23 protein-coding genes, 1 tRNA gene and 1 rRNA gene are annotated in these 25820 nt (G+C 58.2%); 8 read left to right on the top strand and 17 right to left on the bottom strand.

Annotated elements, in window-relative coordinates; genetic code table 11:
• Positions 1–79 precede the first annotated feature (79 nt).
• The 3 genes from PVE98_RS16015 to gmhB form a co-directional block, all read right to left on the bottom strand.
• Positions 80–154: transfer RNA gene (locus PVE98_RS16015), tRNA-Glu, on the bottom strand.
• A 93-nt stretch (positions 155–247) separates the two neighbouring features.
• Positions 248–1789 (bottom strand): 16S ribosomal RNA (locus PVE98_RS16020).
• 400 nt (positions 1790–2189) lie between these two features.
• Positions 2190–2750: a D-glycero-beta-D-manno-heptose 1,7-bisphosphate 7-phosphatase gene (gmhB, locus tag PVE98_RS16025; RefSeq protein WP_033749617.1), complete on the bottom strand. Its 561-nt coding sequence runs from the start codon at positions 2748–2750 to the stop codon at positions 2190–2192.
• A 200-nt stretch (positions 2751–2950) separates the two neighbouring features.
• Between gmhB and metN the strand changes: the two genes are divergently transcribed.
• From metN to proS, 6 genes are all read left to right on the top strand, one after another.
• The gene (gene metN, locus PVE98_RS16030; protein ID WP_096072613.1) at positions 2951–3982 is read left to right on the top strand and encodes a methionine ABC transporter ATP-binding protein MetN; all 1032 of its coding nucleotides are present in this window, start codon (positions 2951–2953) and stop codon (positions 3980–3982) included.
• Positions 3975–4628 (top strand): methionine ABC transporter permease MetI, encoded by a 654-nt coding sequence (locus tag PVE98_RS16035; RefSeq protein ID WP_033749615.1) that lies wholly within the window; start codon positions 3975–3977, stop codon positions 4626–4628. The genes metN and PVE98_RS16035 overlap by 8 nt, the downstream gene beginning before the upstream one ends.
• A gap of 37 nt (positions 4629–4665) precedes the next feature.
• Positions 4666–5481, top strand: coding sequence for a MetQ/NlpA family lipoprotein (locus PVE98_RS16040; protein ID WP_033749614.1), 816 nt, complete (start codon positions 4666–4668; stop codon positions 5479–5481).
• 132 nt (positions 5482–5613) lie between these two features.
• The gene (gene rcsF / locus PVE98_RS16045; protein ID WP_033749612.1) at positions 5614–6009 is read left to right on the top strand and encodes an Rcs stress response system protein RcsF; all 396 of its coding nucleotides are present in this window, start codon (positions 5614–5616) and stop codon (positions 6007–6009) included.
• Positions 6006–6734: a tRNA (N6-threonylcarbamoyladenosine(37)-N6)-methyltransferase TrmO gene (gene tsaA / locus PVE98_RS16050; RefSeq protein ID WP_096072612.1), complete on the top strand. Its 729-nt coding sequence runs from the start codon at positions 6006–6008 to the stop codon at positions 6732–6734. The genes rcsF and tsaA overlap by 4 nt, the downstream gene beginning before the upstream one ends.
• 69 nt (positions 6735–6803) lie before the next feature.
• Positions 6804–8522 (top strand): proline--tRNA ligase, encoded by a 1719-nt coding sequence (gene proS, locus PVE98_RS16055; RefSeq protein ID WP_033749610.1) that lies wholly within the window; start codon positions 6804–6806, stop codon positions 8520–8522.
• A gap of 34 nt (positions 8523–8556) precedes the next feature.
• On the opposite strand, the gene arfB is transcribed toward proS, so the two are convergent.
• Entirely contained in the window at positions 8557–8967 is a 411-nt protein-coding gene (gene arfB, locus PVE98_RS16060; protein WP_033749609.1) for an alternative ribosome rescue aminoacyl-tRNA hydrolase ArfB, read from the bottom strand.
• Positions 8968–9175: 208 nt separating this feature from the next.
• On the opposite strand from arfB, the gene PVE98_RS16065 reads away from it, so the two are divergent.
• Together PVE98_RS16065 and rof are read left to right on the top strand one after the other, a co-directional pair.
• Positions 9176–9376, top strand: a complete 201-nt coding sequence (locus tag PVE98_RS16065; RefSeq protein ID WP_033749608.1) for a YaeP family protein — start codon at positions 9176–9178, stop codon at positions 9374–9376.
• Positions 9363–9623: a Rho-binding antiterminator gene (rof, locus tag PVE98_RS16070; protein ID WP_033749607.1), complete on the top strand. Its 261-nt coding sequence runs from the start codon at positions 9363–9365 to the stop codon at positions 9621–9623. Before PVE98_RS16065 ends, rof begins: the two co-directional genes overlap by 14 nt.
• A gap of 37 nt (positions 9624–9660) precedes the next feature.
• Here the strand turns inward: rof and PVE98_RS16075 are convergent, their stop codons facing one another.
• The 13 genes from PVE98_RS16075 to bamA form a co-directional block, all read right to left on the bottom strand.
• On the bottom strand, positions 9661–9969 hold the full coding sequence (locus PVE98_RS16075; protein ID WP_033749605.1) for a cytochrome c: 309 nt from the start codon (positions 9967–9969) through the stop codon (positions 9661–9663).
• On the bottom strand, positions 9966–11285 hold the full coding sequence (gene tilS, locus PVE98_RS16080) for a tRNA lysidine(34) synthetase TilS (protein ID WP_033749604.1): 1320 nt from the start codon (positions 11283–11285) through the stop codon (positions 9966–9968). Before tilS ends, PVE98_RS16075 begins: the two co-directional genes overlap by 4 nt.
• A 50-nt stretch (positions 11286–11335) precedes the next feature.
• The gene (locus tag PVE98_RS16085; protein WP_033749603.1) at positions 11336–11725 is read right to left on the bottom strand and encodes a VOC family protein; all 390 of its coding nucleotides are present in this window, start codon (positions 11723–11725) and stop codon (positions 11336–11338) included.
• A gap of 88 nt (positions 11726–11813) precedes the next feature.
• Positions 11814–13952, bottom strand: a complete 2139-nt coding sequence (locus tag PVE98_RS16090; protein ID WP_033749602.1) for a lysine decarboxylase LdcC — start codon at positions 13950–13952, stop codon at positions 11814–11816.
• 147 nt (positions 13953–14099) lie between these two features.
• Positions 14100–15056: an acetyl-CoA carboxylase carboxyl transferase subunit alpha gene (accA, locus tag PVE98_RS16095; protein ID WP_033749600.1), complete on the bottom strand. Its 957-nt coding sequence runs from the start codon at positions 15054–15056 to the stop codon at positions 14100–14102.
• Positions 15057–15068: 12 nt separating this feature from the next.
• A complete protein-coding gene (gene dnaE, locus PVE98_RS16100; RefSeq protein ID WP_096072611.1) occupies positions 15069–18551 on the bottom strand; it encodes a DNA polymerase III subunit alpha in 3483 nt (1160 codons plus the stop codon).
• Between the two features lie 31 nt (positions 18552–18582).
• On the bottom strand, positions 18583–19209 hold the full coding sequence (gene rnhB / locus PVE98_RS16105; protein ID WP_033749598.1) for a ribonuclease HII: 627 nt from the start codon (positions 19207–19209) through the stop codon (positions 18583–18585).
• Entirely contained in the window at positions 19202–20350 is a 1149-nt protein-coding gene (gene lpxB, locus PVE98_RS16110; protein ID WP_033749596.1) for a lipid-A-disaccharide synthase, read from the bottom strand. The genes rnhB and lpxB overlap by 8 nt, the downstream gene beginning before the upstream one ends.
• A gap of 3 nt (positions 20351–20353) precedes the next feature.
• Positions 20354–21142 carry an acyl-ACP--UDP-N-acetylglucosamine O-acyltransferase gene (gene lpxA / locus PVE98_RS16115; RefSeq protein WP_033749595.1) on the bottom strand — a complete coding sequence of 263 codons (789 nt, stop codon included), beginning with the start codon at positions 21140–21142 and terminating at the stop codon, positions 20354–20356.
• 3 nt (positions 21143–21145) lie between these two features.
• Complete coding sequence (gene fabZ, locus PVE98_RS16120; RefSeq protein WP_013507953.1) at positions 21146–21601, bottom strand: 3-hydroxyacyl-ACP dehydratase FabZ; 456 nt, start codon at positions 21599–21601, stop codon at positions 21146–21148.
• Positions 21602–21752: 151 nt separating this feature from the next.
• Positions 21753–22778 carry a UDP-3-O-(3-hydroxymyristoyl)glucosamine N-acyltransferase gene (gene lpxD / locus PVE98_RS16125; RefSeq protein WP_033749592.1) on the bottom strand — a complete coding sequence of 342 codons (1026 nt, stop codon included), beginning with the start codon at positions 22776–22778 and terminating at the stop codon, positions 21753–21755.
• 3 nt (positions 22779–22781) lie between these two features.
• Positions 22782–23279: a molecular chaperone Skp gene (skp, locus tag PVE98_RS16130; RefSeq protein WP_033749591.1), complete on the bottom strand. Its 498-nt coding sequence runs from the start codon at positions 23277–23279 to the stop codon at positions 22782–22784.
• Between the two features lie 113 nt (positions 23280–23392).
• Positions 23393–25804, bottom strand: a complete 2412-nt coding sequence (gene bamA / locus PVE98_RS16135) for an outer membrane protein assembly factor BamA (RefSeq protein WP_033749589.1) — start codon at positions 25802–25804, stop codon at positions 23393–23395.
• Positions 25805–25820: the final 16 nt, after the last annotated feature.

Raw genomic sequence — 25820 nt, forward strand, 5'->3', positions numbered from 1 at the left:
AGAGCAATATCTCAAACGTGACCCTGAGGCCAGTTTTGAGATACTTCGTGGAGACACCTTTCACCTGTCACCAAGCAAGTGGCGTCCCCTAGGGGATTCGAACCCCTGTTGCCGCCGTGAAAGGGCGGAGTCCTAACCGCTAGACGAAGGGGACACAAAAAATGCGTCACGACTTCGCAGCCGTCTTGCTTCTTTACTTTTCTATCAGACAATCTGTGTGAGCACTTCGAAAGGCAGTATCTTCAGGTAAGGAGGTGATCCAACCGCAGGTTCCCCTACGGTTACCTTGTTACGACTTCACCCCAGTCATGAATCACAAAGTGGTAAGCGCCCTCCCGAAGGTTAAGCTACCTACTTCTTTTGCAACCCACTCCCATGGTGTGACGGGCGGTGTGTACAAGGCCCGGGAACGTATTCACCGTGGCATTCTGATCCACGATTACTAGCGATTCCGACTTCACGGAGTCGAGTTGCAGACTCCGATCCGGACTACGACGCACTTTATGAGGTCCGCTTGCTCTCGCGAGGTCGCTTCTCTTTGTATGCGCCATTGTAGCACGTGTGTAGCCCTACTCGTAAGGGCCATGATGACTTGACGTCATCCCCACCTTCCTCCGGTTTATCACCGGCAGTCTCCTTTGAGTTCCCGACCGAATCGCTGGCAACAAAGGATAAGGGTTGCGCTCGTTGCGGGACTTAACCCAACATTTCACAACACGAGCTGACGACAGCCATGCAGCACCTGTCTCAGAGTTCCCGAAGGCACCAAGGCATCTCTGCCAAGTTCTCTGGATGTCAAGAGTAGGTAAGGTTCTTCGCGTTGCATCGAATTAAACCACATGCTCCACCGCTTGTGCGGGCCCCCGTCAATTCATTTGAGTTTTAACCTTGCGGCCGTACTCCCCAGGCGGTCGACTTAACGCGTTAGCTCCGGAAGCCACTCCTCAGGGGAACAGCCTCCAAGTCGACATCGTTTACGGCGTGGACTACCAGGGTATCTAATCCTGTTTGCTCCCCACGCTTTCGCACCTGAGCGTCAGTCTTTGTCCAGGGGGCCGCCTTCGCCACCGGTATTCCTCCAGATCTCTACGCATTTCACCGCTACACCTGGAATTCTACCCCCCTCTACAAGACTCTAGCCTGCCAGTTTCGAATGCAGTTCCCAGGTTAAGCCCGGGGATTTCACATCCGACTTGACAGACCGCCTGCGTGCGCTTTACGCCCAGTAATTCCGATTAACGCTTGCACCCTCCGTATTACCGCGGCTGCTGGCACGGAGTTAGCCGGTGCTTCTTCTGCGGGTAACGTCAATCGACCCGGTTATTAACCGCGTCGCCTTCCTCCCCGCTGAAAGTACTTTACAACCCGAAGGCCTTCTTCATACACGCGGCATGGCTGCATCAGGCTTGCGCCCATTGTGCAATATTCCCCACTGCTGCCTCCCGTAGGAGTCTGGACCGTGTCTCAGTTCCAGTGTGGCTGGTCATCCTCTCAGACCAGCTAGGGATCGTCGCCTAGGTGAGCCGTTACCCCACCTACTAGCTAATCCCATCTGGGCACATCCGATGGTGTGAGGCCCGAAGGTCCCCCACTTTGGTCTTGCGACGTTATGCGGTATTAGCTACCGTTTCCAGTAGTTATCCCCCTCCATCGGGCAGTTTCCCAGACATTACTCACCCGTCCGCCACTCGCCACCCGAAGAGCAAGCTCTTCTGTGCTGCCGTTCGACTTGCATGTGTTAGGCCTGCCGCCAGCGTTCAATCTGAGCCATGATCAAACTCTTCAATTTAAGTTTGATTTGCTTAAACCAGTTAAGCGGTGCTCATCTGTAAAACGTCATAATGAATGTCATTATGTGTCCACTCGTGAGGCTTGATATTTTTTAAGCCCGGAGGCTTTGATATCTGCTCTCGAGTGCCCACACAGATTGTCTGATAAATTGTTAAAGAGCGGTGCAGTCAGCGGCGGAGCCTGCTGCTGCGAGGTGGCGTATATTACGCTACTCTCTGTGTCAGTCAAGCGTTTATTTTCGCTCTGACCGACGGTGACTTTCATCACCTCAACACCGCATTCCGTAAGCCGTTGTGCCGTGTCGATGGAGGCGCATTATAGGGAGTCGTTCAGAGAGCGCAAGACCCTTTTTTAAAGTTTTGTGTCGTTCGTCTGATTAATGCGCAAAACGCATGTTTTTAGCGCTTTTTAATCGCCTGAGGCAGCTCGGCGATACTATTAAGTACCCAATCTGCAGCCGCTTCCCCTTCCGCCGTGACGGGTTTGCCGCTGCGCACCAGCACGTTTATGCCTACGCCCGCCGCTTTGCCGGCCAGCACGTCTTCTGTTTTGTCACCCACCATATAAGAAGCCGCCATGTCGATATCGAGATGCTTCTGCGCTGAAAGCAGCATGCCAGGATGCGGCTTGCGGCAGTCGCACTCCTGACGATAGGCTTCCACCGGCGCGTCCGGCAGATGCGGACAGAAATAGATGCCGTCGAGATCGACGTCGCGGTCCGCCAGCGACCAGTCCATCCATTCAGTCAGCTGCATGAACTGGTCTTCGCTGAACATGCCGCGGGCGATGCCGGACTGATTGGTGATCAGCACCAGCGCGAATCCCATCTTCTTCAGCTCCTGCAACGCCTCGATGGCGCCGTCGATAAACTGGAAGTTGTCGATTTCATGGACATAGCCGTGATCCACGTTCAAGGTGCCATCACGATCGAGAAATACAGCCGGGACTTTATTCGCCACTGAGAAACTCCTGCTACTAAAGATGCTACTAAAATTGCCGCCTAGTATTGCATGATTGCAATAAAAGAGAGAATGGCAGATGAGATGACTTTGATTGATTTAGACGTCTGGATGCCTTACCATCCGTTCAGCTTTCGCACCGGAGTTCAGCGCGAAAGGTTCCACACCACGGACAACGCAAGACGATAATAAATAACCTAATGATTAAACTCGAAAATATTACCAAAGTGTTCCAGCAAGGCTCACGCACTATTCAGGCGCTCTCTGATGTGAGCCTACATGTGCCTGCAGGACAGATTTATGGCGTTATCGGCTCGTCCGGCGCCGGTAAAAGTACGCTTATCCGCTGCGTTAACCTGCTGGAACGCCCGACGTCAGGCCGCGTACTGGTTGATGGCCAGGAGTTAACCGCCCTGAGCGAACGTCAGCTGACTCAGGCGCGCCGTCAAATCGGCATGATCTTCCAGCACTTTAATTTAATGAACTCGCGTACCGTCTTCGGCAACGTGGCGCTGCCGCTTGAGCTGGGCAGTCTGTCGCGCGAAGCGATTAAACAGCGCGTAACGGAACTGCTGGAGCTGGTCGGCCTGGCTGATAAGCATGACGCCTGGCCCGCCAATCTTTCCGGCGGTCAGAAACAGCGCGTCGCCATCGCCCGCGCGCTGGCCAGCAATCCCAAAGTGCTGCTGTGCGACGAAGCCACCAGCGCGCTCGATCCCGCTACCACCCGATCTATCCTCGAGCTGCTGAAAGACATTAACCGTCGCCTCGGCCTGACCATTCTGCTGATTACGCACGAGATGGACGTGGTGAAGCGCATCTGCGATCAGGTTGCAGTAATCAGCCAGGGCGAGCTGATTGAAAAAGACAGCGTCAGCGAAGTCTTCTCGCATCCGAAAACGCCGCTGGCGCAGCAGTTTATCCAGTCGACGCTGCACCTCGATATCCCTGAGGATTATCAGCAGCGCATGATGTCGCAGCCTGCTGCCGAGCGCGTGCCGCTGCTGCGTCTTGAATTCACCGGCAAGTCGGTCGACGCGCCGCTGCTCTCTGAAGCCGCGCGACGCTTTAACGTCAATAACAATATTATCAGCGCGCAGATGGATTACGCCGGCGGCGTGAAGTTCGGCATTATGCTGGCCGAAATGGACGGCGCTGAGAGCGACGCCAACGCCGCTATCGCGTGGCTGCAGGAAAATCATGTGAAAGTAGAGGTACTGGGTTATGTCTGAGGCGATGATGGCTTTACTGGCGCGCGGCGTCTGGGAAACGCTGATGATGACCTTTGTCTCCGGCTTCTTTGGCTTCGTGCTGGGTCTGCCGGTCGGCGTGCTGCTCTACGTCACTCGTCCGGGACAGATTCGGGAAAACCGGACGCTCTATCGCATCCTCTCCGCGCTGGTGAATATTTTCCGTTCTATTCCCTTTATCATTCTGCTGGTCTGGATGATTCCCTTTACTCGCGCCATCGTCGGCACCTCTATCGGCCTGCAGGCGGCTATCGTGCCGCTGACCGTCGGCGCCGCGCCTTTTATCGCGCGTATGGTTGAGAACGCGCTGCTTGAGCTGCCGACTGGACTGATCGAAGCGTCGCGCGCCATGGGCGCCACGCCGCTGCAAATTGTGCGCAAGGTGCTGCTGCCGGAAGCGCTGCCGGGCCTGGTGAACGCCGCGACTATCACGCTGATTACGCTGGTCGGCTACTCCGCCATGGGCGGCGCCGTCGGCGCGGGCGGGCTGGGGCAGATTGGCTATCAGTACGGCTATATCGGCTATAACGCGACGGTGATGAATACGGTGCTCGTGTTACTGGTCGTTCTGGTGTATTTAATTCAGTTTTGTGGCGACCGCATCGTGCGTGCCGTGTCCCATAAATAAGTCAGCAATATCATTACGTCTCCATTAAGGAAGAGATATGACTTCTACATTTAAAAAGATTGCCGCTGTGGGTGCACTGATTGGCGCGATTGCGCTGGCAGGATGCGATCAGAAAGCCAAAGATCCGAACCACATCAAAGTGGGCGTGATTGTCGGCGCAGAGCAGCAGGTCGCCGAAGCGGCGCAGAAAGTCGCGAAGGATAAATATGGCCTCGACGTCGAGCTGGTGACCTTTAACGACTACGTGCTGCCGAACGAAGCGCTGAGCAAAGGCGATATCGACGTCAACGCCTTCCAGCACAAACCTTATCTGGATCAGCAGATCAAAGATCGCGGCTACAAGCTGGTGCCGGTCGGCAACTCTTTCGTTTATCCGATTGCTGGCTACTCGAAAAAAATCAAATCGCTGGACGAGCTGCAGAACGGCGCGCAGGTCGCTATCCCTAACGATCCGACCAACCTTGGCCGTTCTCTGCTGCTGCTGCAGAAAGTGGGCCTGATCAAGCTGAAGGATGGCGTCGGCCTGCTGCCGACCTCGCTGGATATCGTCGAGAACCCGAAAAACCTGAAGATCGTCGAGCTGGAAGCGCCGCAGCTGCCGCGTTCGCTGGATGACCAGCAGATCGCGCTGGCGGTAATCAACACCACCTACGCCAGCCAGATCGGCCTGACGCCGGCCAAAGACGGCATCTTCGTTGAAGATAAAGATTCGCCGTACGTGAACCTGCTCGTCAGCCGCGAAGATAACAAAGATGCTGAAAACGTGAAAAAATTCGTTCAGGCTTATCAGTCTGACGAAGTCGCGGAAGCTGCGAACAAGATCTTTAACGGCGGCGCAGTGAAAGGCTGGTAATCTCTTTCCTGACACTTCTGACCAGGGCGGCGCTTAGCCGCCCTTTCTTTTGCGCCGCATCCGGCGCGACTTGTTATTTCGCCTGGTCCTTGTTTCAATAACGCCACTTTTTACAACCTTGAGGATGTTGCCATGCGTTTATTACCGCTCTGCTTGTTAGCATTGATGCTGACCGGGTGCGTTCACGAATATCACCCGATAAGCAGCGCACCCGCTCATTCGCAGCCATCCCGCGAGCCCGCGCGCAAGCCCGCGCCGCGTCCCGCGCCGGTCAAAGTCTATACCGACGCCGCCGATCTGGTCAGCAAGCCGTTCCGCGATCTGGGCGAAGTCGCCGGCGATGACTGTCAGAGCAGCCGCCAGGATTCGCCGCCGAATATCGCCACCGCGCGCAAGCGTCTGCAGATTAAAGCCTCTTATCTGAAAGCCAATGCCGTTCTGCTGCATAAATGTGAAATCGTCAGCAGCACGCCAGGCTGCTATCGTCAGGCGATCTGTCAGGGCTCCGCGCTGAAAGTGAATCAATGAGCGCTTTCGCCTTCGAGCAGATCGGCGTAATCCGTTCACCGTGGAAAGAAAAATTCGCCGTTCCGCGCCAGCCTGGCCTGGTGCAGGATGGTCGCGGCGAGCTACATCTGATGGCGCCCTATAACCAGCCGGAGGCGGTACGCGGCCTGGAGAGTTTCAGCCATCTCTGGGTGCTGTTCGTGTTTCATCAGACCATGGCAGGCGGCTGGCGGCCCACGGTGCGCCCGCCGCGCCTGGGCGGCAATGCCCGCATGGGCGTGTTCGCGACGCGCTCGACCTTTCGCCCAAACCCTATCGGCATGTCGCTGGTTGAGCTGAAAGCCATACGCTGCGAGAAGAATCAGGTGATCCTGCAGCTCGGCAGCCTGGATCTGGTGGACGGCACGCCGGTCGTGGATATCAAGCCCTACCTCCCCTTCGCCGAGGCGCTGCCGCAGGCAAGGGCCGGTTTCGCGCAGGAAGCGCCCGCGGCCGATATGCCGGTGCGCTTCTCGCCGCAGGCGGAACAGCAGCTGGCGCAGCAGCAGCAGCGCTATCCCTATCTGGCGCGTTTTATCCGCGACGTGCTGGCGCAGGATCCGCGTCCCGCCTACCGCAAAGGCGAAGCGCAGTCGCGCGAATATGCCGTCTGGCTGCTCGATTTCAATGTGCGCTGGCGCGTCGATGAAAGCGGTACCGAGGTAACCGGCATCGAGCCGCGCGAAAACGCGCTTTTGAGCCCGTGATCTCGCTGGTACACTAGCCGCCAACAAAACTTTTGTCAGTGACTCTCCGTTCAACTGGAACCTTAATCAATGCGTACTACTCAATATTTGCTCTCCACCCTTAAGGAGACGCCCTCCGACGCGGAAGTGATCAGCCACCAGCTGATGCTGCGCGCCGGGATGATCCGCAAACTGGCTTCAGGTCTCTACACCTGGCTGCCGACCGGTTTACGCGTGCTGAAAAAAGTCGAAAACATCGTGCGCGAAGAGATGAACAACGCGGGCGCGATTGAGATCTCTATGCCGGTGGTTCAGCCTGCCGATTTGTGGCAGGAGAGCGGTCGCTGGGAACAGTACGGTCCGGAACTGCTGCGCGTGGCCGATCGCCACGAGCGCCCGTTCGTGCTCGGTCCGACGCATGAAGAAGTGATCACCGATCTGATCCGCAACGAGCTCAGCTCCTATAAGCAGCTGCCGCTGAACCTCTATCAGATCCAGACTAAATTCCGCGATGAAGTGCGTCCGCGCTTCGGCGTGATGCGCTCGCGCGAGTTCATCATGAAAGACGCCTACTCCTTCCACATCTCGCAGGAGTCGCTGCAGGAAACCTACGACGCGATGTACCGCGCCTACAGCAACAGCTTTAGCCGTATGGGCCTCGACTTCCGCGCGGTTCAGGCGGACACCGGCTCGATCGGCGGCAGCGCGTCGCACGAATTCCAGGTGCTGGCGCAGAGCGGCGAAGATGATGTGATCTTCTCTACCGAATCGGACTACGCCGCCAATATCGAAATGGCCGAAGCGGTGGCGCCGGCTGGCGATCGCCCGCAGCCGACTCAGGCGCTGGCGCAGATCGACACGCCGAACGCGAAAACCATCGCCGAGCTGGTAGAGCAGTTCCAGCTGCCGATTGAGAAAACCGTGAAGACGCTGATGGTGAAAGCCAGCGAAGAGAGCGGCCATACGCTGGTTGCGCTGCTGGTGCGCGGCGATCACGAGCTGAACGAGATTAAAGCGGAGAAGCTCGACATCGTCGCCTCGCCGCTGGCGTTCGCCACCGAAGAAGAGATCCGCGCCGCAGTAGGCGCTGGTCCAGGCTCGCTTGGCCCGGTGGGTCTGGCGATGCCGATTATCGCCGATCGCAGCGTCGACAAGATGAGCGACTTCAGCGCCGGCGCCAACGTCGACGGCAAACACTATGTCGGGATTAACTGGGAACGCGATCTGCCGCAGGCGATCGTGGCCGATATCCGCAACGTGGTAGAAGGCGATGCGAGCCCGGACGGTAAAGGCACGCTGCAGATCAAACGCGGCATCGAAGTCGGCCATATTTTCCAGCTCGGCACCAAATACTCGGAAGCGATGAAAGCGGCGGTTCAGGGCGAAGATGGCCGCAATCAGGTGTTGACCATGGGCTGCTACGGTATCGGCATTACGCGCGTCGTCGCGGCAGCCATCGAGCAGAACCATGACGAGCGCGGCATTATCTGGCCTGCGGCGCTGGCGCCGTTCGACGTTGCGATTCTGCCGATGAACATGCACAAATCTTTCCGCGTGAAAGAGCTGGCGGAAGAGCTTTACCACACCCTGCGCGCCAAAGGCGTCGAAGTGATCCTCGACGACCGTAAAGAGCGCCCGGGCGTGATGTTCGCCGATATGGAGCTGATTGGCGTGCCGCACACTATCGTCATCGGCGACCGCAATCTCGATAACGAAGAGATTGAGTACAAAGCGCGCCGCGCCGGCGAGAAAGAGATGATCAAGCAGAGCGAAATCGTCGACTTCCTGCTGAAAGCGCTTAACAAGTAAGATCCTTCCCGCCCCCGTTTTCGGGGGCGTTTTTTTACAGCACCTTTCCCCGCATCGATTTGGTCGAACTGCGCCGCGCTTTCCCTTCCAGCCGCCGCTCTTTCGACGCGCGCGTCGGCCGCGTGGCGCGCCGCGCCTTCTCTACCCGCGTCAGCTCCTGAATCAAATTGACCAGCCGCTGCACTGCCGCCTCGCGGTTCATCTCCTGGCTGCGATACTCCTGCGCTTTGATAATCACTATGCCTTCCGGCGTAATCAGATGATGCTTCGCCGCCAGCATGCGCTGTTTGTGAAACGGCGGCAGTGACGACGCGGCGATATCGAAACGCAGATGGATAGCGGTGCTGGTTTTATTCACATGCTGCCCACCTGCGCCCTGGGCGCGAATGGCGCTTAGCTCGACTTCGCTGTCAGGCAGCTCAACCGTATGTGAAACTTTAATCATCTGTCACCTGAGACAACGTCGTCTCGTTTAACCTGTTCATCAACTTAACCTTTTGTGCTTGCTGTTTGTGGCGCGTAGCCAGCGGATTCTGTCACTTTAGCCTCTTTCGACGCTACGATCCTGCTTTGGTCTGGCTGAAATCCTGGAAATGCCTGTGATATAGTTCCTCAGGCAACCAGAGTATTCTTGCTCTGCTGAGGAGGTGAAAGTGCAAAAATATTGTGAATTGGTTCGTCAGAAGTATGCCGAGATCGGCAGCGGCGAACTGGGATATGTGCCCGATGCGATCGGATGCGTTTTAAAGGCACTCGATGATATTGCCGCAAATTCTGCGCTAAACTCTTCTGTCAGGGAACAGGCAGCCTATGCCGCTGCAAACTTACTGGTGAGCGACTATGTTGACGAATGAAGCTTATAGACCCATCAACTGCGATGATTACGACAACCTGGAACTCGCCTGCACGAAACGCTGGACGCTTGAGCTGACTCTGAAAAACGGGGAAGCGCTGAAGGCGAAAGCGACGGATATGGTTTCACGTAAAAACGTCGAATACCTTTCTATCGATCTCTCCGGCGAAACGCGCGAGTTGCGCCTCGATCACATCGCCAGCTTCAGCCATCCTGAGCTGGGCACCGTTGTCGTCAGCGAAGAATAACGACAGCGCCTCGGGCGGGATATTCCCGCCCCCTTCCCTAAGGTTTCAGCGACCCATAGTAAGCCGACAGATCCGACATATCCTCATCGCTTAATCCAGCCACAAACGCTTTCATGACTTCCGCCTGCCCGCCGCTGCGCTCGCCCTTTTTATAAGCCTGCAGCGCATGGTTGAGGTAAGCGGCATTCTGTCCCGCAAGGTTGGGATAGAGCGGCATACTGCTTTTTCCCTGCGCGCCATGGCAGGCGGCGCAGGCGGCCGACTTCTGCGCCCCCGCGTTGACGTCGCCGTCGGCCAGCGTCGGCAGCGCCGCCGCCAGCAGTAAGGCGGCCAGTAATCTCTTCATGGTTGCTCTCCAGCACTCTCGTTATTTTGCCAGATCGCCTGCCAGCCGCTGTCGTCAACGGCGGCGCCTTCCCGGGTGACGAACAGACCGGGCGCGCAGACAAGCGTCTGATTGTAGTAGATCAGCGGAATACGTCCGCGCTGCCACGGCGGGATCGCCAGCTCCTGCCACAGCTTTTTGATTTCGCGGCCGCCAGCGCGGCCCGCCAGATGAAAATAGCCCTGCGCATGAAAACGTACGCTCACCTCTTCGTGCGCGTCGGGCTGACGCAGCGCCGAAGGCGCGCGGTAGGCATGCAGCACGCCGAGCCGCTGCGGCAGCACCAGCGGCGCGCGGCGATCGGGCCACGGCAGCAGCCGATCCTTTAGCGACGCGCAGCGCGGCACCCAGTAGAGCCGATCGCGATAGCGGCGCGCCTCGGCCTCGCCAAAGCGTAAACGCGGCTGCGCGTCTTCGCGGCTCAGCATCACCTCCTCGCGCAGACGCGTCAGCGCGGCGCGCGACACCATCGGCGCGCCCTGCCAGCCGATCCAGCGTCGCAGCAGCGCGTTCGCGCGCGTCTCGCTCATCTGTAAAAGCGGCGGGAAATGCAGGCTGCCGTCTGGATGCATCAGACCGGCCAGCTGCTCCGCCAGCAGTTCGTCCAGCAGCTGCTCCTGATCGCCGCACAGCGCCGCGCTGCGCGCGCACGCGGCAGCGAAGTGCGGCCAGCGCGCCTGCAGCGTCGGCAGCAGATGCTGGCGCAGGAAATTGCGATCGTAGCGCGCGTCCTGATTGCTTTCATCTTCGATCCAGCGCAGCTGATGCTGCCGCGCGTAGGCTTCAAGCTGCTGACGCGACTGCCCGAGCAGCGGACGCAGCAGCACGCGGCCGTGGCGCTGATGCCGCACCGGCATCGCCGCCAGCCCGGCCGGTCCGCTGCCGCGCTTCAGCGCCAGCAGCAGCGTCTCGCACTGGTCGTCGAGATGCTGTGCGGTCAGCAGCCACTCGTCAGGCTGCATCGCCGTCGTCAGCGCCTGATAGCGCGCCGTGCGCGCTGCGCCCTCGACGCCCTGCTCGCGCGCGTCGACCTGCACGCGCAGCACTTCGCAACGCAGCTGCCAGGATTCGCAGATCGCCACGCAGTGCGCGGCCCAGCTGTCGGCGTTGGGGCTTAATCCGTGGTGGACATGCAGGGCGCGCAGGCGCGCTTGTGGGTGCGCCTGTTGCCAGCTAACCAGCTGATGCAGCAGCACAGTGGAATCGAGACCGCCGCTAAACGCCACCACCAGCGCGGCATCGTCGGGCAACAGCGAAGCGAGATGAGACAAAGGCATGACGCGTTCCAGAATCAGGGCCGCCGGATGCGGCCCCTGCGCGCGCTATTTTACGCCTGATAGAGCTCCAGCGGCAAACCATCCGGATCGGCAAAGAAGGTGCACTGCTTGCCGGTCAGATCGTCGATGCGGATCGGTTCGCACACTACGCCTTTTTCCGCCAGCGTTGCAACCGCTGCGCCCACGTCCGGCACGGTAAAGGCCAGATGACGCAGGCCGCAGGCTTCAGGGTGACTGACGCGCGCCGGCGGCGAAGGAAAGGAGAAAAGCTCAATGGTGTACTGGCCGTTCAGCGCCAGATCGCCTTTCCACGAATCGCGCGCTTCGCGGTAAACCTCGCCCATCAGGCTAAAGCCGAGCACATCGCAGTAAAAAGCCTTACTGCGCGCATAATCGGTGGCGATGATGGCGATATGGTGAACAGAAGATAACTGCAACATGAAAAGACTCCGTAACTGTTTTGTCTATCCTGAGACGTGCGGCGGCGGCTTGCAATGCGCAATTGTCTGAAGCCGCAGCCTTTTTCCATTATTTCAGCACCCGAACGCGATAATCGCCCTCTTCCGTCAGCGTCGCGCCGTGAATATCGGTCTCAAAACCGGGATAGTGGCGTCCGATAGTGCAGAGCATCAGCAGGAAGTCGAGCACCGCGCGACTCTCTTCGGTGATCATCTCCCCTGGCATCACCAGCGGCACGCCTGGCGGATAGGGCAGGATCATATTGGCGGAGACGCGTCCCACCAGCTGCTTCAGATCCACCGTCTCTACTCTGCCCTGCACCTGCTGCTGGAACGCCTGATGCGGCGTCATCTTCATTTCCGGCAGCACGTCGAACGCCTTGAGCATCAGGCGCGGCAGATCGTGCTGGCGGATCAGCTGGTGGATCCCCTGCGCCAGCGTCTGGATGCGCATATTGCGGTAGAAGTCGGGATCTTCGGCGTAGAGATCCGGCAGCATGTTTTTCACCCGCAAATTGAGATCGTAGGCGCGCTTGAACTCGGTCAGGCCGCGCAGCACGCTCATCGCCCGGGTCTTGTCGATGCCGATGCTGAACAGAAACAGCAGGTTATAAGGCCCGGTTTTCTCTACCACAATGCCGCGCTCGTCGAGGAATTTCGCCACCAGCGCCGCCGGAATCCCCTCTTCCGCCATCTCGCCCAGCTCGCTCATACCGGGCGTCAGAATGGTGACCTTAATGGGATCGAGATACATATGGTCGGCGTCCGCCTGGGTAAAGCCGTGCCACTCTTCCTCGCCCGGCTGAATTGGCCAGCACGCCGCTTCGTCGATATGCTCCGGCTGCCAGATATCGAAGAACCAGCTGTCGGACTCCTCCCGCAGGCGCTGAATCTCCCGGCGAAAATGCAGCGCGCGCTCGACCGAGCGATTGATCAGCCGCTTGCCGGGATTGCCGCGCAGCATCGCCGCCGCCGTTTCAATCGACGACACAATCGCGTAGTTGGGCGATGTGGTGGTGTGCATCATGTAGGCTTCATTGAAGGTGTGCTCGTCGTAATCGCCTTTAATATGGATCAGCGACGCCTGCGAGAAGGCCGCCAGCAGCTTGTGGGTCGACTGGGTCTCATAGATCACTTTGCCAGGCGTACGCTCGCCGCTCATGCCGCTTTTGCCGGCATAGATAGGATGGAAGTTGGTATAGGGCACCCAGGCGGAATCGAAGTGTATCGACGGCACCTCCAGCGTCTCCTTGATGTACTGGGTGTTATAGAGCAGACCGTCGTAGGTGGAGTTGGTGATCACGGCGTGCACCGGCCAGCTGGCGCGCGCGGTGTTCGCCACCTTCTCCTCAATGCTGGCGCGGGTGAACTCCCGCTTAGGGATGCCGCCGAGAATGCCCAGCGCGTTGCGCGTCGGCTTTAGCCAGATCGGCACAATATCGCTCATCATCAGCAGATGCGTCAGCGACTTATGGCAGTTGCGGTCGATCAATACCGTGCTGCCGGTCGGCGCCGCATACATGCCGACGATTTTATTCGAGGTCGAGGTGCCGTTGGTCACCATATAGCTCTGTTCGGCGCCGAAAGTTCTGGCGACGTACTCTTCGGCCTCCAGGTGCGGGCCGGTATGATCGAGCAGCGAACCGAGCTCGGTCACGGAGATCGAAATATCCGCCTTCAGCGTATTAGCGCCGAAGAAGTCGTAAAAGAGGCTGCCGACCGGGCTTTTTTGAAAAGCGGTGCCGCCCATATGACCGGGCGTACAGAAGGTGTATTTCCCCTCTTTCACGTAGGTGAACAGCGCTTTGGTCAGCGGCGGAGTAATGTGGTCGATATAGTCGTCGGTGTACTGACGGATATGCAGCGCGATATCGTCCGCGGCGCTCAGCGCATATTCAAAGAAGTGCAGCGCCATGCGCATCTCATTGATGCTGACATCCATCTGGGAATGGGTGTTGATAAAGGCGTAGAGCGGCAGGTGTTCATTGAGCTGATTGATATCGGCGCAGAGCGCCGGACTGTTGTGCGCGTCCCAGTCAAAGATCACGCCGCAGATACGCGGGTTGTGCTCTATCAGCTTCAGCAGGTCGTCGATGTTCGTCGGATAAATCAGCTGAAAGCCCTGCTGCGTCAGCGCGGTATTCAGTTCGCGCAGCGGCTCGTCTTTGTAGAACATGCCGTGTGAACCCATGATCGCCAGAATATTCAATGCGCACCTCCCTTTTAGTGTGGCAGGGCTAATCATAGCGAAGGATAGCGGTCGGGTGCTGTCGGAATGCTCTACTCTGTTGCCGATCGGCAAATCAGAGGCATAAAAAAAGCGGACCGGAGTCCGCTTTTTCACCGCTGTACGCCCTTAAGCGTAGCCGTAGCTCATCAGACGCTGATAGCGACGATCGAGCAGCTCTTCGGTGCTCAGGGTGTCGAGATCGGCCAGATCCGCCAGCAGCTGGTTTTTCAGCGACAGCGCCATATCCACCGGCTGACGATGCGCGCCGCCCAGCGGTTCAGGAATGATCGAGTCGATCAGCTTCAGCTCTTTCAGACGGTTGGCCGTGATGCCCATCGCTTCTGCCGCCAGCGGGGCTTTATCCGCGCTTTTCCACAGAATCGAGGCGCAGCCTTCCGGCGAGATTACCGAATAGGTGCTGTACTGCAGCATATTCACTTTGTCGCCCACGCCGATGGCCAGCGCGCCGCCTGAACCGCCTTCGCCGATGACGGTGCAGATCACCGGGATTTTCAGGCCGGACATTTCACGCAGGTTGCGGGCGATTGCTTCCGACTGGCCGCGCTCTTCCGCGCCCACGCCCGGATAGGCGCCCGGCGTGTCGATAAAGGTGATCAGCGGCATCTTGAAGCGCTCGGCCATCTCCATCAGGCGCAGCGCTTTGCGGTAGCCCTCCGGCGCCGGCATACCGAAGTTGCGGCGGATTTTCTCTTTGGTTTCGCGACCTTTTTGATGACCAATGATCATGACCGGGCGGCCGTCGAGCCGGGCGATACCGCCGACAATCGCTTTGTCGTCGGCATAGGCGCGATCGCCAGCCAGCTCGTCAAAGTCGTCAAAAGCGTTGCGAACGTAGTCAAGCGTATAAGGACGCAGCGGATGGCGCGCCAGCTGCGCGACCTGCCATGCGCCCAAATCGGCGAAGATTTTACGGGTCAGCTCGACGCTTTTCTCGCGCAGGCGCTGCACCTCTTCGTCCAGATTAATATGTTTATCATCCTGACGACCAATCGACGTAAGCGAATCAATTTTCGCTTCAAGTTCCGCGATCGGCTGTTCAAAATCCAGGTAATTAAGACTCATAATGTTCCTGTTTTAGTCAAACTCCAGTTCAACCTGCTCCGACCCTATCAACGAACGCAGTTCGTTGAGCAGGCGATCGCTGGGCGAAATACGCCACGCTGCACCAAAGCGTAGCTTCGCTCGCGCGTCGGCTCTCTGATAGTAGAGATTCACCGGTATCGTCCCCGAGCGATGGGGCTCGAGAGACTGGCGGAGCCGGTTTAATAGCTGGTCATCAATTTGCCTGTCCGTCAGCGAGATAGCAAGTCCGCGCGCGTATTTTTCGCGCGCTTCGTCAATGTCCATGACTTCACGAGCGGTCATTTTAAGGCCGCCGCTGAAGTCATCAAAGCTGACCTGTCCGCTGACGATCAGGATACGGTCTTTCTCCAGCAACTGCTGGTATTTATCTAACGCATCGGTAAATAACATCACCTCAAGACGACCGGAACGATCGTCCAGAGTACAGATACCAATTCGGTTGCCGCGCTTGGTCACCATCACGCGGGCCGCCACCACCAGACCGGCGGCGACGGTAATTTTGCCACGCTCGGTAGGATGCATGTCCTTGAGGCGCATGCCGCCTACGTAGCGTTCAATCTCTTTCAGATACTGATTGATCGGATGGCCGGTGAGATAGAGGCCGAGCGTTTCCCGCTCGCCGTCGAGCTGCACCTGCTCCGGCCAGGGCGCCACGCTGGCGTAGGATTTCTCTACCTGCTCCGGCTCTTCCGCCAGCACGCCGAACATGTCGGCCTGGCCGATCGCCTCTGCTTTTGCATGCTGATCCGCTGCCTTCAGCGCGTCGCCGAGCGAACTCATCAGCGCCGCGCGATGCGGCCCGAGACGATCGAAGGCGCCAGACATGATCAGCTTCTCCATCACGCGACGATTGATCTTTTTGGTGTCGGTGCGCGCGCAGAGATCGAACAGTTCGCGAAAATAGCCATCCTGGTTGCGCGCCTCGAGGATCGCCTCGATCGGGCCTTCGCCGACGCCTTTGATCGCGCCGATGCCGTAGACGATCTCGCCGTCGTCGTTGACGTGGAACTGATAGAGACCTGAGTTGATATCGGGCGGCAGCACCTTCAGCCCCATGCGCCAGCACTCGTCCACCAGGCCAACCACTTTCTCGGTGTTGTCCATATCGGCGGTCATCACCGCCGCCATAAACTCGGCCGGATAGTGCGCCTTCAGCCACAGCGTCTGATAGGAAACCAGCGCATAGGCGGCGGAGTGCGATTTGTTAAAGCCGTAGCCGGCGAATTTCTCCACCAGGTCGAAAATCTTCATCGACAGCTCGCCGTCGATGCCCATGCGCTCCGCGCCCTCTTTAAACACCGAGCGCTGCTTGGCCATCTCTTCCGGTTTCTTTTTACCCATCGCGCGGCGCAGCATATCCGCGCCGCCCAGGGTATAGCCGGAGAGCACCTGGGCGATCTGCATCACCTGTTCCTGATAGAGGATAATGCCGTAGGTGGGTTCGAGCACCGGCTTCAGGCTTTCATGCTGCCACTGAATATCGGGATAGGAGATCGCCTCGCGCCCGTGCTTACGGTCGATAAAGTTATCCACCATGCCCGACTGCAGCGGACCGGGACGGAACAGCGCCACCAGCGCGATCATATCTTCAAAGCAGTCCGGCTTCAGACGTTTGATCAGGTCTTTCATGCCGCGCGATTCAAGCTGGAACACCGCCGTGGTTTCCGCGCGCTGCAGCATGTCGAAGCTTTTTTTATCCTCCAGCGGGATAGCGGCGATATCGATCGGCGGCAGCCCCTGCTTCTCCCGGCGCGGGTTGATCATCTTCAGCGCCCAGTCGATGATGGTAAGCGTGCGTAGACCGAGGAAGTCGAACTTCACCAGACCGGCGTATTCGACGTCATTCTTATCGAACTGCGTGACCGGATGGTTGCCGTTTTCGTCGCAGTAGAGCGGCGCGAAGTCGGTAATCCGCGTCGGGGCGATCACCACGCCGCCGGCGTGCTTGCCGGCGTTACGCGTGACGCCTTCCAGCTTGCGCGCCATATCGATTAGCGCTTTGACCTCTTCGTCCGCGTCGTACATTTCCGGCAGCTGCGGCTCGACGGCGAAGGCTTTTTCCAGCGTCATGCCGGGATCCGGCGGGATCAGCTTGGAGATGCGATCGACGAAGCCGTACGGATGACCCAGCACGCGGCCGACGTCGCGGATAACCGCTTTCGCCGCCATGGTGCCGAAGGTGATGATCTGCGATACCGCCTCGCGCCCGTACATCTCGGCGACGTGATCGATCACCTGATCGCGCTTCTCCATACAGAAGTCGACGTCGAAGTCAGGCATCGAGACGCGTTCCGGGTTAAGGAAGCGTTCGAACAGCAGATCGAACTCCAGCGGATCGAGGTCGGTGATCTTCAGCGCGTAGGCGACCAGCGAACCGGCGCCGGAGCCGCGTCCCGGACCGACCGGAATGCCGTTATCTTTCGACCACTGGATAAACTCCATCACGATCAGGAAGTAGCCAGGGAAGCCCATCTGGTTGATAACGTTGAGCTCAATCTCCAGACGCTCGTCATATTCCGGCCGCTTCTCCGCGCGCACGGCCGGATCGGGAAAGAGAAACTCAAGGCGCTCTTCCAGCCCTTCCCGCGACTTCATCACCAGAAAATCTTCGGTGGACATATCGCCTGTCGGGAACTGCGGCAGGAAGTACTCGCCAAGGCGTACCGTGACGTTGCAGCGCTTAGCAATCTCTACGCTGTTTTCCAGCGCTTCCGGGATGTCCGAGAACAGCTCGCACATCTCCTGTTCGCTGCGCATATATTGCTGAGGGCTGTAGTTGCGCGGACGTTTGGGATCGTCCAGCGTATAACCGTCGTGGATCGCCACGCGGATTTCATGGGCGTCGAAATCCTCTTGGTTCAGGAAGCAGACTTCATTGGTGGCGACTACCGGCACGCCTTCGGCGATGGCGAGCTCAACCGCGGCGTGCAGATAGCTCTCCTCGTCGGCGCGACCGGTGCGCGTCAGTTCAAGGTAGTAGCGATCGGGAAAATGGGTCTGATAGAAGTCGAGGCAATGCGCCACCAGGGCGCTGTTACCGCGTAGCAGGCTGCGGCCCACGTCGCCGCAGCGTCCGCCGGAGAGCAGAATTAATCCTTCGCCCAGCTCTGGCAGCCAGTCGCGATCGATAACCGGACCGGCGATGCCGTAGCCGCGCTGATAGGCGCGCGAGATGAGCAGCGTCAGATTCTGATAGCCGGTATTGTTGGCGGCCAGCACCGTCAGCTGGGTCAGCTCGTCGCCCATGAGTTCGCTGGCGACCTTAAAGTCCGCGCCGATAATCGGTTTAATCCCCGCGCCGTGCGCGCTGCCGTAGAAACGCACCAGCCCGCACAGGTTCATAAAGTCCGTGATAGCGAGGGCCGGCATGCCAAGCGCAGCCGCCTTTTTGACCAGCGGCCCGGTTTTCGCCAGGCCATCGACCATAGAGTAGTCACTGTGGACACGCAGATGTATAAAACGGGGTTCAGCCATATCGGTTTCCGGTTAAAACAGCGTCAGGCTATTAAAGCGTAGCTGGCTGGCCTGCGGCCAAAACTTCAGCGTCGATCAGGGCGTTGCGCACCGGCGCAAAGCTGCGGCGATGGTGCGGCGTGGCGCCGTGCTGCGTCAGTTTTTCCATATGCAGCGCGGTAGGATAGCCTTTGTGCTGCGCGAAGCCATACTGGGGAAAGAGCCGATCCAGCTCCGCCATTTCGCTATCGCGCGACACCTTGGCGATAATCGACGCCGCGCTGATCTCCGCGACCAGGCTATCGCCTTTCACTACCGCCTGCGAAGGCATCGGCAGCGCCGGGCAGCGGTTGCCATCCACCAGCACGAAATCGGGCGCGATGGCCAGGCCGGCGACCGCGCGCTGCATCGCCAGCATGGTGGCGTGCAGAATATTGAGCCGGTCGATCTCCTCCGGCTCGGCGCGGCCCAGGCTCCACGCCAGCGCTTTTTCTTTAATCTCGTCGAACAGGGCGAGACGGCGCTTTTCCGACAGTTTTTTCGAGTCCGCCAGCCCCTGAATCGGGTTGGCGGGATCGAGGATAACCGCCGCCGTGACGACCGCGCCGACCAGCGGACCGCGGCCCACTTCGTCAACGCCCGCAATCAGGCGGGCATTGGGATAGATAAAATCAGCCATTGGCGATCTCCAGTACGGCGTCCGCTGCCTGTTCGTCTGCGTTCCAGCGGATCTGCTGATGCAGTTCGGTGAAGGTCGCGAGCAGCGCATCGCGTTGCGCACCGGCATGCAGCAGCGGCTCGAGCGCCGCCGCCAGCGCGTGCGGTTCGCACTCCTCCTGCAGCAGCTCTTTCACCAGCTCGCGCCCCGCCAGCAGATTGGGCAGCGAGACGTAAGGCGTCTTCACCAGCCGCTTCGCCAGCCAGAAGGTTGAGGGCTTCATACGATAGCCGACCACCATCGGGCATTTTGCCAGCATACACTCCAGCGCGGCGGTGCCTGATGCCAGAATCGCGGCGTCGCTCGCAATCATCGCTTCGCGTCCCTGGCCGTCCAGCAGATGCATCGGCACTTCAGGAGCGACGTCGGCTTTGATCTGTTCGAACTGCGCGCGACGTTTCGCGTTGACCAGCGGCACGACGATTTCCAGCGCCGGATAGCGTACGCGCAGCAGCTGGGCCGCCCGCAGAAAATCGGCGCTGAGCATCTCGACTTCCGCATGTCGGCTGCCGGGCAGCAGCGCGAGGCAGAGCGCCTCGTCGCTAATGCCTAGCGTGCGGCGTGCGGCAGACTTATCCGGCTGCAGCGGCATCGCATCCGCCATGGTGTGGCCGATAAAGCGGCACGGCACGTTGAAGCGATCGTAAAAGGCTTTTTCAAACGGCAGGAAGGCGAGCACCAGATTGGTATTACGACCAATTTTAAATACGCGCTTTTGTCGCCACGCCCAGACCGAGGGGCTGACGTAGTGAATGGTGCGAATGCCGTTGCGCTTCAGTCGCCCTTCCAGCCGGATATTAAAATCGGGCGCATCAATGCCGACAAAGACATCCGGCTTGAGCTCGGTAAAGCGCTGCGTCAGGTCGCGGCCGATTTTCATCAGGCGCGGCAGACGGCCGAGCACTTCCACGATGCCCATCACCGCCAGCTCTTCCATCTCATACCAGGTTTCGCAGCCTTCGGCCTGCATGCGCGGGCCAGCCACGCCGACGAAACGGGCATCGGGATGACGCGCTTTGAGCGCGCGGATCAGACCAGCACCAAGAATATCGCCGGAAGTTTCTCCGGCGACCAGGGCTATCGTAAGGGGACGCACTGACATGAATTAACGAATCAACCCACGCGTAGAACGAGCGAAGAAGTCGTAGAAAGGCTGCACTTCGCTATGCTGCTTCGCCAGCGCTTCGATTTCCGGCTTGGCTTCTTCCAGCGTTTTGTTGCTACGGTACAGCACTTTATAGGCGTTGCGAATAGCGTGCAGCGCCTCTTTGCTGAAGCCGCGACGCTTCAGGCCTTCGATATTGATACCGAACGGCGTCGCGTGGTTGCCCTGCGCGATAACGTACGGCGGCACATCCTGCGCGACGCCTGAACACCCGCCGACCATCACATGCGCGCCGATGGTGCACCACTGATGCACCGCCGTCATTCCGCCGATAATCGCAAAATCGTCCACGGTGACGTGACCGCCCAGCGTGGCGTTGTTGGCGAAAATGCAGCGGTTGCCGATCACGCAGTCGTGTGCGATGTGCGCATTCACCATCAGCAGGTTATCGCTGCCGATCGTGGTGACGCCGCCGCCCTGCGCGGTGCCGCGGTGAATGGTCACGCTTTCGCGGATGCGGTTGCGGTCGCCTACTTCAACGCGCGTCGGCTCGCCGGCATATTTCAGATCCTGGTTCACTTCGCCGATAGAGGCGAACTGATAGATCTGGTTATCTTTCCCGATACGCGTGTGGCCATTGATGACCACATGCGACTTCAGGACCGTCCCTTCACCGATTTCCACATGCGCGCCGATAAAGCAGAACGGGCCGATGTGGACGTTGGGGCCGATGATGGCCCCATCTTCGATGACGGAACTGGCATGGATAGTGGCGGTTGGATCAATCACAGATTATGCCTCCCGGCTACGGGCACACATCATGGTCGCTTCACAGACGATCTTGCCGTCAACGGTAGCAACGCCTTTAAAACGCGTCAAACCGCGGCGGGTTTTCTCGAAAGTCACTTCCATGATCATTTGATCGCCCGGTACGACCGGACGCTTGAAACGGGCTTCGTCGATGCCGGCGAAATAGTAGAGCTCACCCGGCTCCAGTTTACCCACGCTTTTAAACGCCAGGATACCGGTAGCCTGCGCCATCGCTTCGAGGATCAGAACGCCAGGGAAAATCGGTTTACCAGGGAAGTGCCCCTGGAAAAACGGTTCGTTAACAGAGACGTTCTTTACCGCGCGCAGATACTTGTGCTCTTCAAACTCCAGCACGCGATCAACCAGCAGAAACGGGTAGCGGTGCGGCAGCAGCTCTAAAATTTCTTCAATTTTCAGAGTATGAGTTTCAGTAGTCAAAATACTCTTCCTGTCCTAAAAATCTGATGACATCAATAACACGGCCTGCACAGATCAATATGATCCTCCGCAGGCCGAAATCGGTTCAATGGCGCCTGGCTTGCCTGCTTAACAGTTTTTATTAGCAAGCCGGTCGCATGTGGGATGGCGTTTAGTCGTCTTTGCCGACCTTCCGCTCGATGGCTTTTAAGCGCTTGCTCATGTCATCGATGTTCATCACCAGCGCTGCAGTTTTGCGCCAGGTTTTATTGGGTTGTAGCGGAATGCCGGAGGAGTATACCCCAGGCTCTGTGATAGGACGCATAACCATGCCCATACCGGTAACGGTCACCTTGTCACAGATTTCCATATGGCCGTTAATGACGCTGGCGCCGCCAATCATACAGTAACGTCCAATTTTCAAACTACCCGCCATGATCACACCACCCGCAACCGCGGTATTGTCGCCAATAACCACGTTGTGTGCGATCTGACACTGGTTGTCTATGATAACACCATTGCCGATCAGAGTGTTATCCAGCGCGCCACGATCGATAGTGGTACAGGCGCCGATTTCTACCCGATCGCCGATAATTACAGCGCCAAGCTGCGGGATTTTCACCCAATTGCCGCGATCGTTGGCGTAGCCGAAACCGTCCGCGCCGATCACGGTGCCGGACTGAATCAGACAATCCTGACCGATTTCGATTTCATGGTAGACGGTGACGTTGGCCCACAGGCGGCTATTGTTGCCGATGCGCGTCTTTTTGCCAACGAAACAACCTGCGCCGATGACGACGTTGTCGCCAAGCACCACGTCCGATTCAATCACCGCGTTGGCGCCGACAGAGACGTTCTGCCCCAGCTTCGCGCTGGGATCGATTACCGCGCTGGGCGCGATATTCTGCGCAGGCTGCGGCGTGGTGTCCAGCAGCTGAGCCATGCGCGCATAGGTCAGATAGGGATTCTTCACCACCAGCGCGGCCGAGTGGCACCACTCCAGATCCGCTTCCGTCAGCACCACGGCCGAAGCCTGACACTGGGCGAGCTGCTCGCGGTAGCGGCTGTTGCTGAGAAATGTGATTTGGCCGGTTTGGGCGGATTGCATAGAAGCAATGCCGGAGATGGCGAGGTCGCCATCTCCGTGCAATTCTGCATCCAACTGCTGGGCTAAATCAGCCAGTCGAATTGATGACATCGATTATTTAACCTGTTTCAGCACGTCAGCAGTAATGTCTTTCGCGTTTGCCGCGTAAGCCACCGCGTTGGCGTCGATCACCACGTCATAACCTTCGTCGCTCGCGACTTTCTTCACGGCGTCCTGAATGCGGCTCAGCAGTTTGTTACGCTCTTCCATCTGACGACGACGGTTATCCTGCTCAAAAGCCTGGGCTTTAGAAGAGAAGGCTTCGCGCTGAGACATGACGTCTTTTTCCATGCGGCTGCGATCGCTGGCCTTCATGGTTGAACCGTCACGCTGCAGGCGCTGCATTTTGGTCTGCAGATCGCGTTCCTGGCTCTGCAGCTCGGTTGCGCGGCCTTTGAACTCGTTTTCCAGCTGTTTAGCAACGGTCGCACGCTGCGGTAACTGTTGGAAAATGCTGGACACGTTTACCACTGCGATTTTGTCAGCAGCCTGAGCGCCTGCGGATACAGCTAAAGCAAGACCCAGTCCTGCGGCACACAACAACTTTTTCACTATAAACTCCTTACCATCAACGTTTGTGTCAGCGACACAGTGTTTGCTCTGAACCGCACTAAAAACCGCGGTTCGGTAGCAAGACTTCAGCTTATGCTTCCTTGCTCAGAACCTTACCAGGTTTTACCAATGTTAAACTGGAACTGTTCTGATTTGTCCCCTTCCACTTTTTTGACCGGCTGGGCATAAGAGAAGACCAGCGGCCCCAGCGGGGACATCCACTGCAGCGCAATACCGCTTGAAACGCGGATATTGTTTGGATCGCTATAGTCCGGGATGCCGGCGGCACGGGTTTCAGCCGTATTCTCCCACTTGGTATCCCAGACGGTACCCGCATCCACGAACAGCGAGGTGCGTACCGAGTTGGCGTATTTTTCGCTCAGGAACGGCGTCGGCGTAATCAGCTCCAGGCTGGCCACCGCCATCGCGTTGCCGCCGACCGCGTCGTCCGACTTACAAATTCCGTTCGGATCGCTCAGCGTACAGGTAGACGAACGGTCGTTCAGGTAAGCCGCTTTCGGACCGATGGTGTTAGAGCGGAAACCGCGCACCGTGCTCGAGCCACCCGCATAGAAGTTCTCATAGAACGGCATCTCTTTACCGCCCAGACCATCGCCGTAACCGACGCGGCCGCGGCCTAACACCACCCAGGTGCGATCGCGGTTAAGCGGCACGTACTGCTGGGTATCGAGCGTCGCTTTGTAGAAGCTGTTGTCCGATCCCGGAATGGTGACCTTGCCGTTCAGGTTGGTACGGTTACCCGAGGTCGGGAAGAAGCCGCGATCCAGGGTGTTGTACGTCCAGCCGTAGTTGAAGGTGAAGTCATCCGCCGAGAAATCGCCTTTGTCGTTCAGCTCCTGCGGCTTGCCGACCGAATCGAGATAGCGCCACATCGCCACCTGCGGCTGCATGTTGGAAAGGTCGTTGTGCACATAGCCCAGACCCACACGCAGCGTGTTGTTTTCGTTGACCGGGAAGCCCAGGGTGCCGTCTACGCCGTAACTTTTGTTGGTGTAGTCGGACAGGTCGGCATCGTCTGCTTTAAAGTCGTTATAGAAGACGCGGCCGCCCAGGCTCACGCCGTCGACCGTAAAGTACGGATCGGTCAGCGAGAATTCGGCATAGGTCTGATAGTCATTTTTGGTACCGCTGATGCTCACCGTGTTGCCGGTGCCCAGCCAGTTGTCCTGGGTGACGCCAACCTGGAAGCTGACGCCGCTTTCGGTGCCGTAGCCGACGCCGAAGTTAAAGGTACCGGTGTTGCGCTCCTTCACCTTGTAGACCACGTCTACCTGATCGGGCGCACCCGGCACGCGCTGCGTGTCCACATCGACGGTTTCAAAGTAGCCGGTGCGATTCAGGCGCTCTTTGCCCTGCTCCACCAGGTCGCTGCCCAGCCATGCGCCTTCCATCTGGCGCATTTCGCGACGCAGCACCGCATCTTTCGAGGTGTCGTTGCCTTCGAAGCGCACTTTGCGCACGTAGTAACGGTTGCCGGCATCGACGCTGATATGCAGCTTCACCGTTTTATCGGCGTCGTTGATTTCCGGCTGCGTCATAACGCGCGGATAGGCGTAGCCGTAACGACCCAGCAGCTTCTTGATGTCATCTTCCATCTGGGTGACTTTGGTGCCGTTATAGAGCTCGCCCGATGGAATCTGCGTCAGATGTTCGATTTCTGCCGAGTGGCCCGCCATGCTGCCGTTGACGATCACGCCGGCGATTTTGTACTGATCGCCCTCGGTGATGTTAACGGTGATGTAGATGCCTTTTTTATCCGGCGTCAGGCTGACCTGCGTCGAATCGATGTTAAAGCGCGCATAGCCGCGATCGAGATAGAAGCTGCGCAGCGTCTCAAGGTCGCCCGCCAGTTTTTGCTTCTGATATTTGCGATCGCCGACCACGTTCCACCACGGCACTTCGTCGCGCAGCTGGAAACGAGAGATCAGCTCGTCAGAGCTAAACGCCTTATTGCCGACGATGTTAATCTGCTGAATCTTGGCGGAGACGCCCTCGGTGAAGACCAGTTTCAGGTCGACGCGGTTGCGCGGCAGCGGCGTCACCACGGCCTTCACGTTGGCGGTATATTTACCGACGCTGTAGTAGAAATCCTCCAGTCCCTTCTCAATCGAAGAGATGGTGGTGCGGTCCAGGGCTTCGCCTACGCGTACGCCAGAGGCCTCAAGGTTCTGCTTGAGCTGCTCCTCTTTCACCGCTTTGTTGCCGGTAAAGGTAATGCTGGCAATGGTAGGACGTTCTTTCACCTGAACAATCAGCGTAGTTCCGTCGCGCAGGACCTGAACATCCTCAAAGTTGCCGGTAGCGAACAGTGAACGAATGGTATTTTTGACATCTTCGTCATTAACCGTATCGCCAACTCGTACCGGCATGCTCAGCAGAGCCGCGCCGACGGCGACTCGCTGCAGCCCTTCGAAATGAATATCCTTCACCACGAAATCGTCTGCACCGTAAACGGTGGCGCTGCTAAACAGCAGCGACGCTATGAGCAACTTTTTCATCGCCATCGTTATTATGCGTTTT

The sequence above is a fragment of the Pantoea sp. GABEPS69 genome (genome assembly GCF_045780835.1).
Lineage (GTDB): Bacteria > Pseudomonadota > Gammaproteobacteria > Enterobacterales > Enterobacteriaceae > Pantoea > Pantoea septica.

Coding starts and splice junctions, on each gene's coding strand:
- PVE98_RS16040 (WP_033749614.1), top strand. CDS start 4,666: ATGACTTCTACATTTAAAAAGATTGCCGCTGTGGGTGCACTGATTGGC.
- rnhB (WP_033749598.1), bottom strand. CDS start 19,209: ATGGCTGATTTTATCTATCCCAATGCCCGCCTGATTGCGGGCGTTGAC.
- metN (WP_096072613.1), top strand. CDS start 2,951: ATGATTAAACTCGAAAATATTACCAAAGTGTTCCAGCAAGGCTCACGC.
- PVE98_RS16035 (WP_033749615.1), top strand. CDS start 3,975: ATGTCTGAGGCGATGATGGCTTTACTGGCGCGCGGCGTCTGGGAAACG.
- PVE98_RS16085 (WP_033749603.1), bottom strand. CDS start 11,725: ATGTTGCAGTTATCTTCTGTTCACCATATCGCCATCATCGCCACCGAT.
- accA (WP_033749600.1), bottom strand. CDS start 15,056: ATGAGTCTTAATTACCTGGATTTTGAACAGCCGATCGCGGAACTTGAA.
- lpxD (WP_033749592.1), bottom strand. CDS start 22,778: ATGTCATCAATTCGACTGGCTGATTTAGCCCAGCAGTTGGATGCAGAA.
- proS (WP_033749610.1), top strand. CDS start 6,804: ATGCGTACTACTCAATATTTGCTCTCCACCCTTAAGGAGACGCCCTCC.
- rof (WP_033749607.1), top strand. CDS start 9,363: ATGTTGACGAATGAAGCTTATAGACCCATCAACTGCGATGATTACGAC.
- lpxB (WP_033749596.1), bottom strand. CDS start 20,350: ATGTCAGTGCGTCCCCTTACGATAGCCCTGGTCGCCGGAGAAACTTCC.
- rcsF (WP_033749612.1), top strand. CDS start 5,614: ATGCGTTTATTACCGCTCTGCTTGTTAGCATTGATGCTGACCGGGTGC.
- tilS (WP_033749604.1), bottom strand. CDS start 11,285: ATGCCTTTGTCTCATCTCGCTTCGCTGTTGCCCGACGATGCCGCGCTG.
- dnaE (WP_096072611.1), bottom strand. CDS start 18,551: ATGGCTGAACCCCGTTTTATACATCTGCGTGTCCACAGTGACTACTCT.
- tsaA (WP_096072612.1), top strand. CDS start 6,006: ATGAGCGCTTTCGCCTTCGAGCAGATCGGCGTAATCCGTTCACCGTGG.
- arfB (WP_033749609.1), bottom strand. CDS start 8,967: ATGATTAAAGTTTCACATACGGTTGAGCTGCCTGACAGCGAAGTCGAG.
- bamA (WP_033749589.1), bottom strand. CDS start 25,804: ATGGCGATGAAAAAGTTGCTCATAGCGTCGCTGCTGTTTAGCAGCGCC.
- PVE98_RS16075 (WP_033749605.1), bottom strand. CDS start 9,969: ATGAAGAGATTACTGGCCGCCTTACTGCTGGCGGCGGCGCTGCCGACG.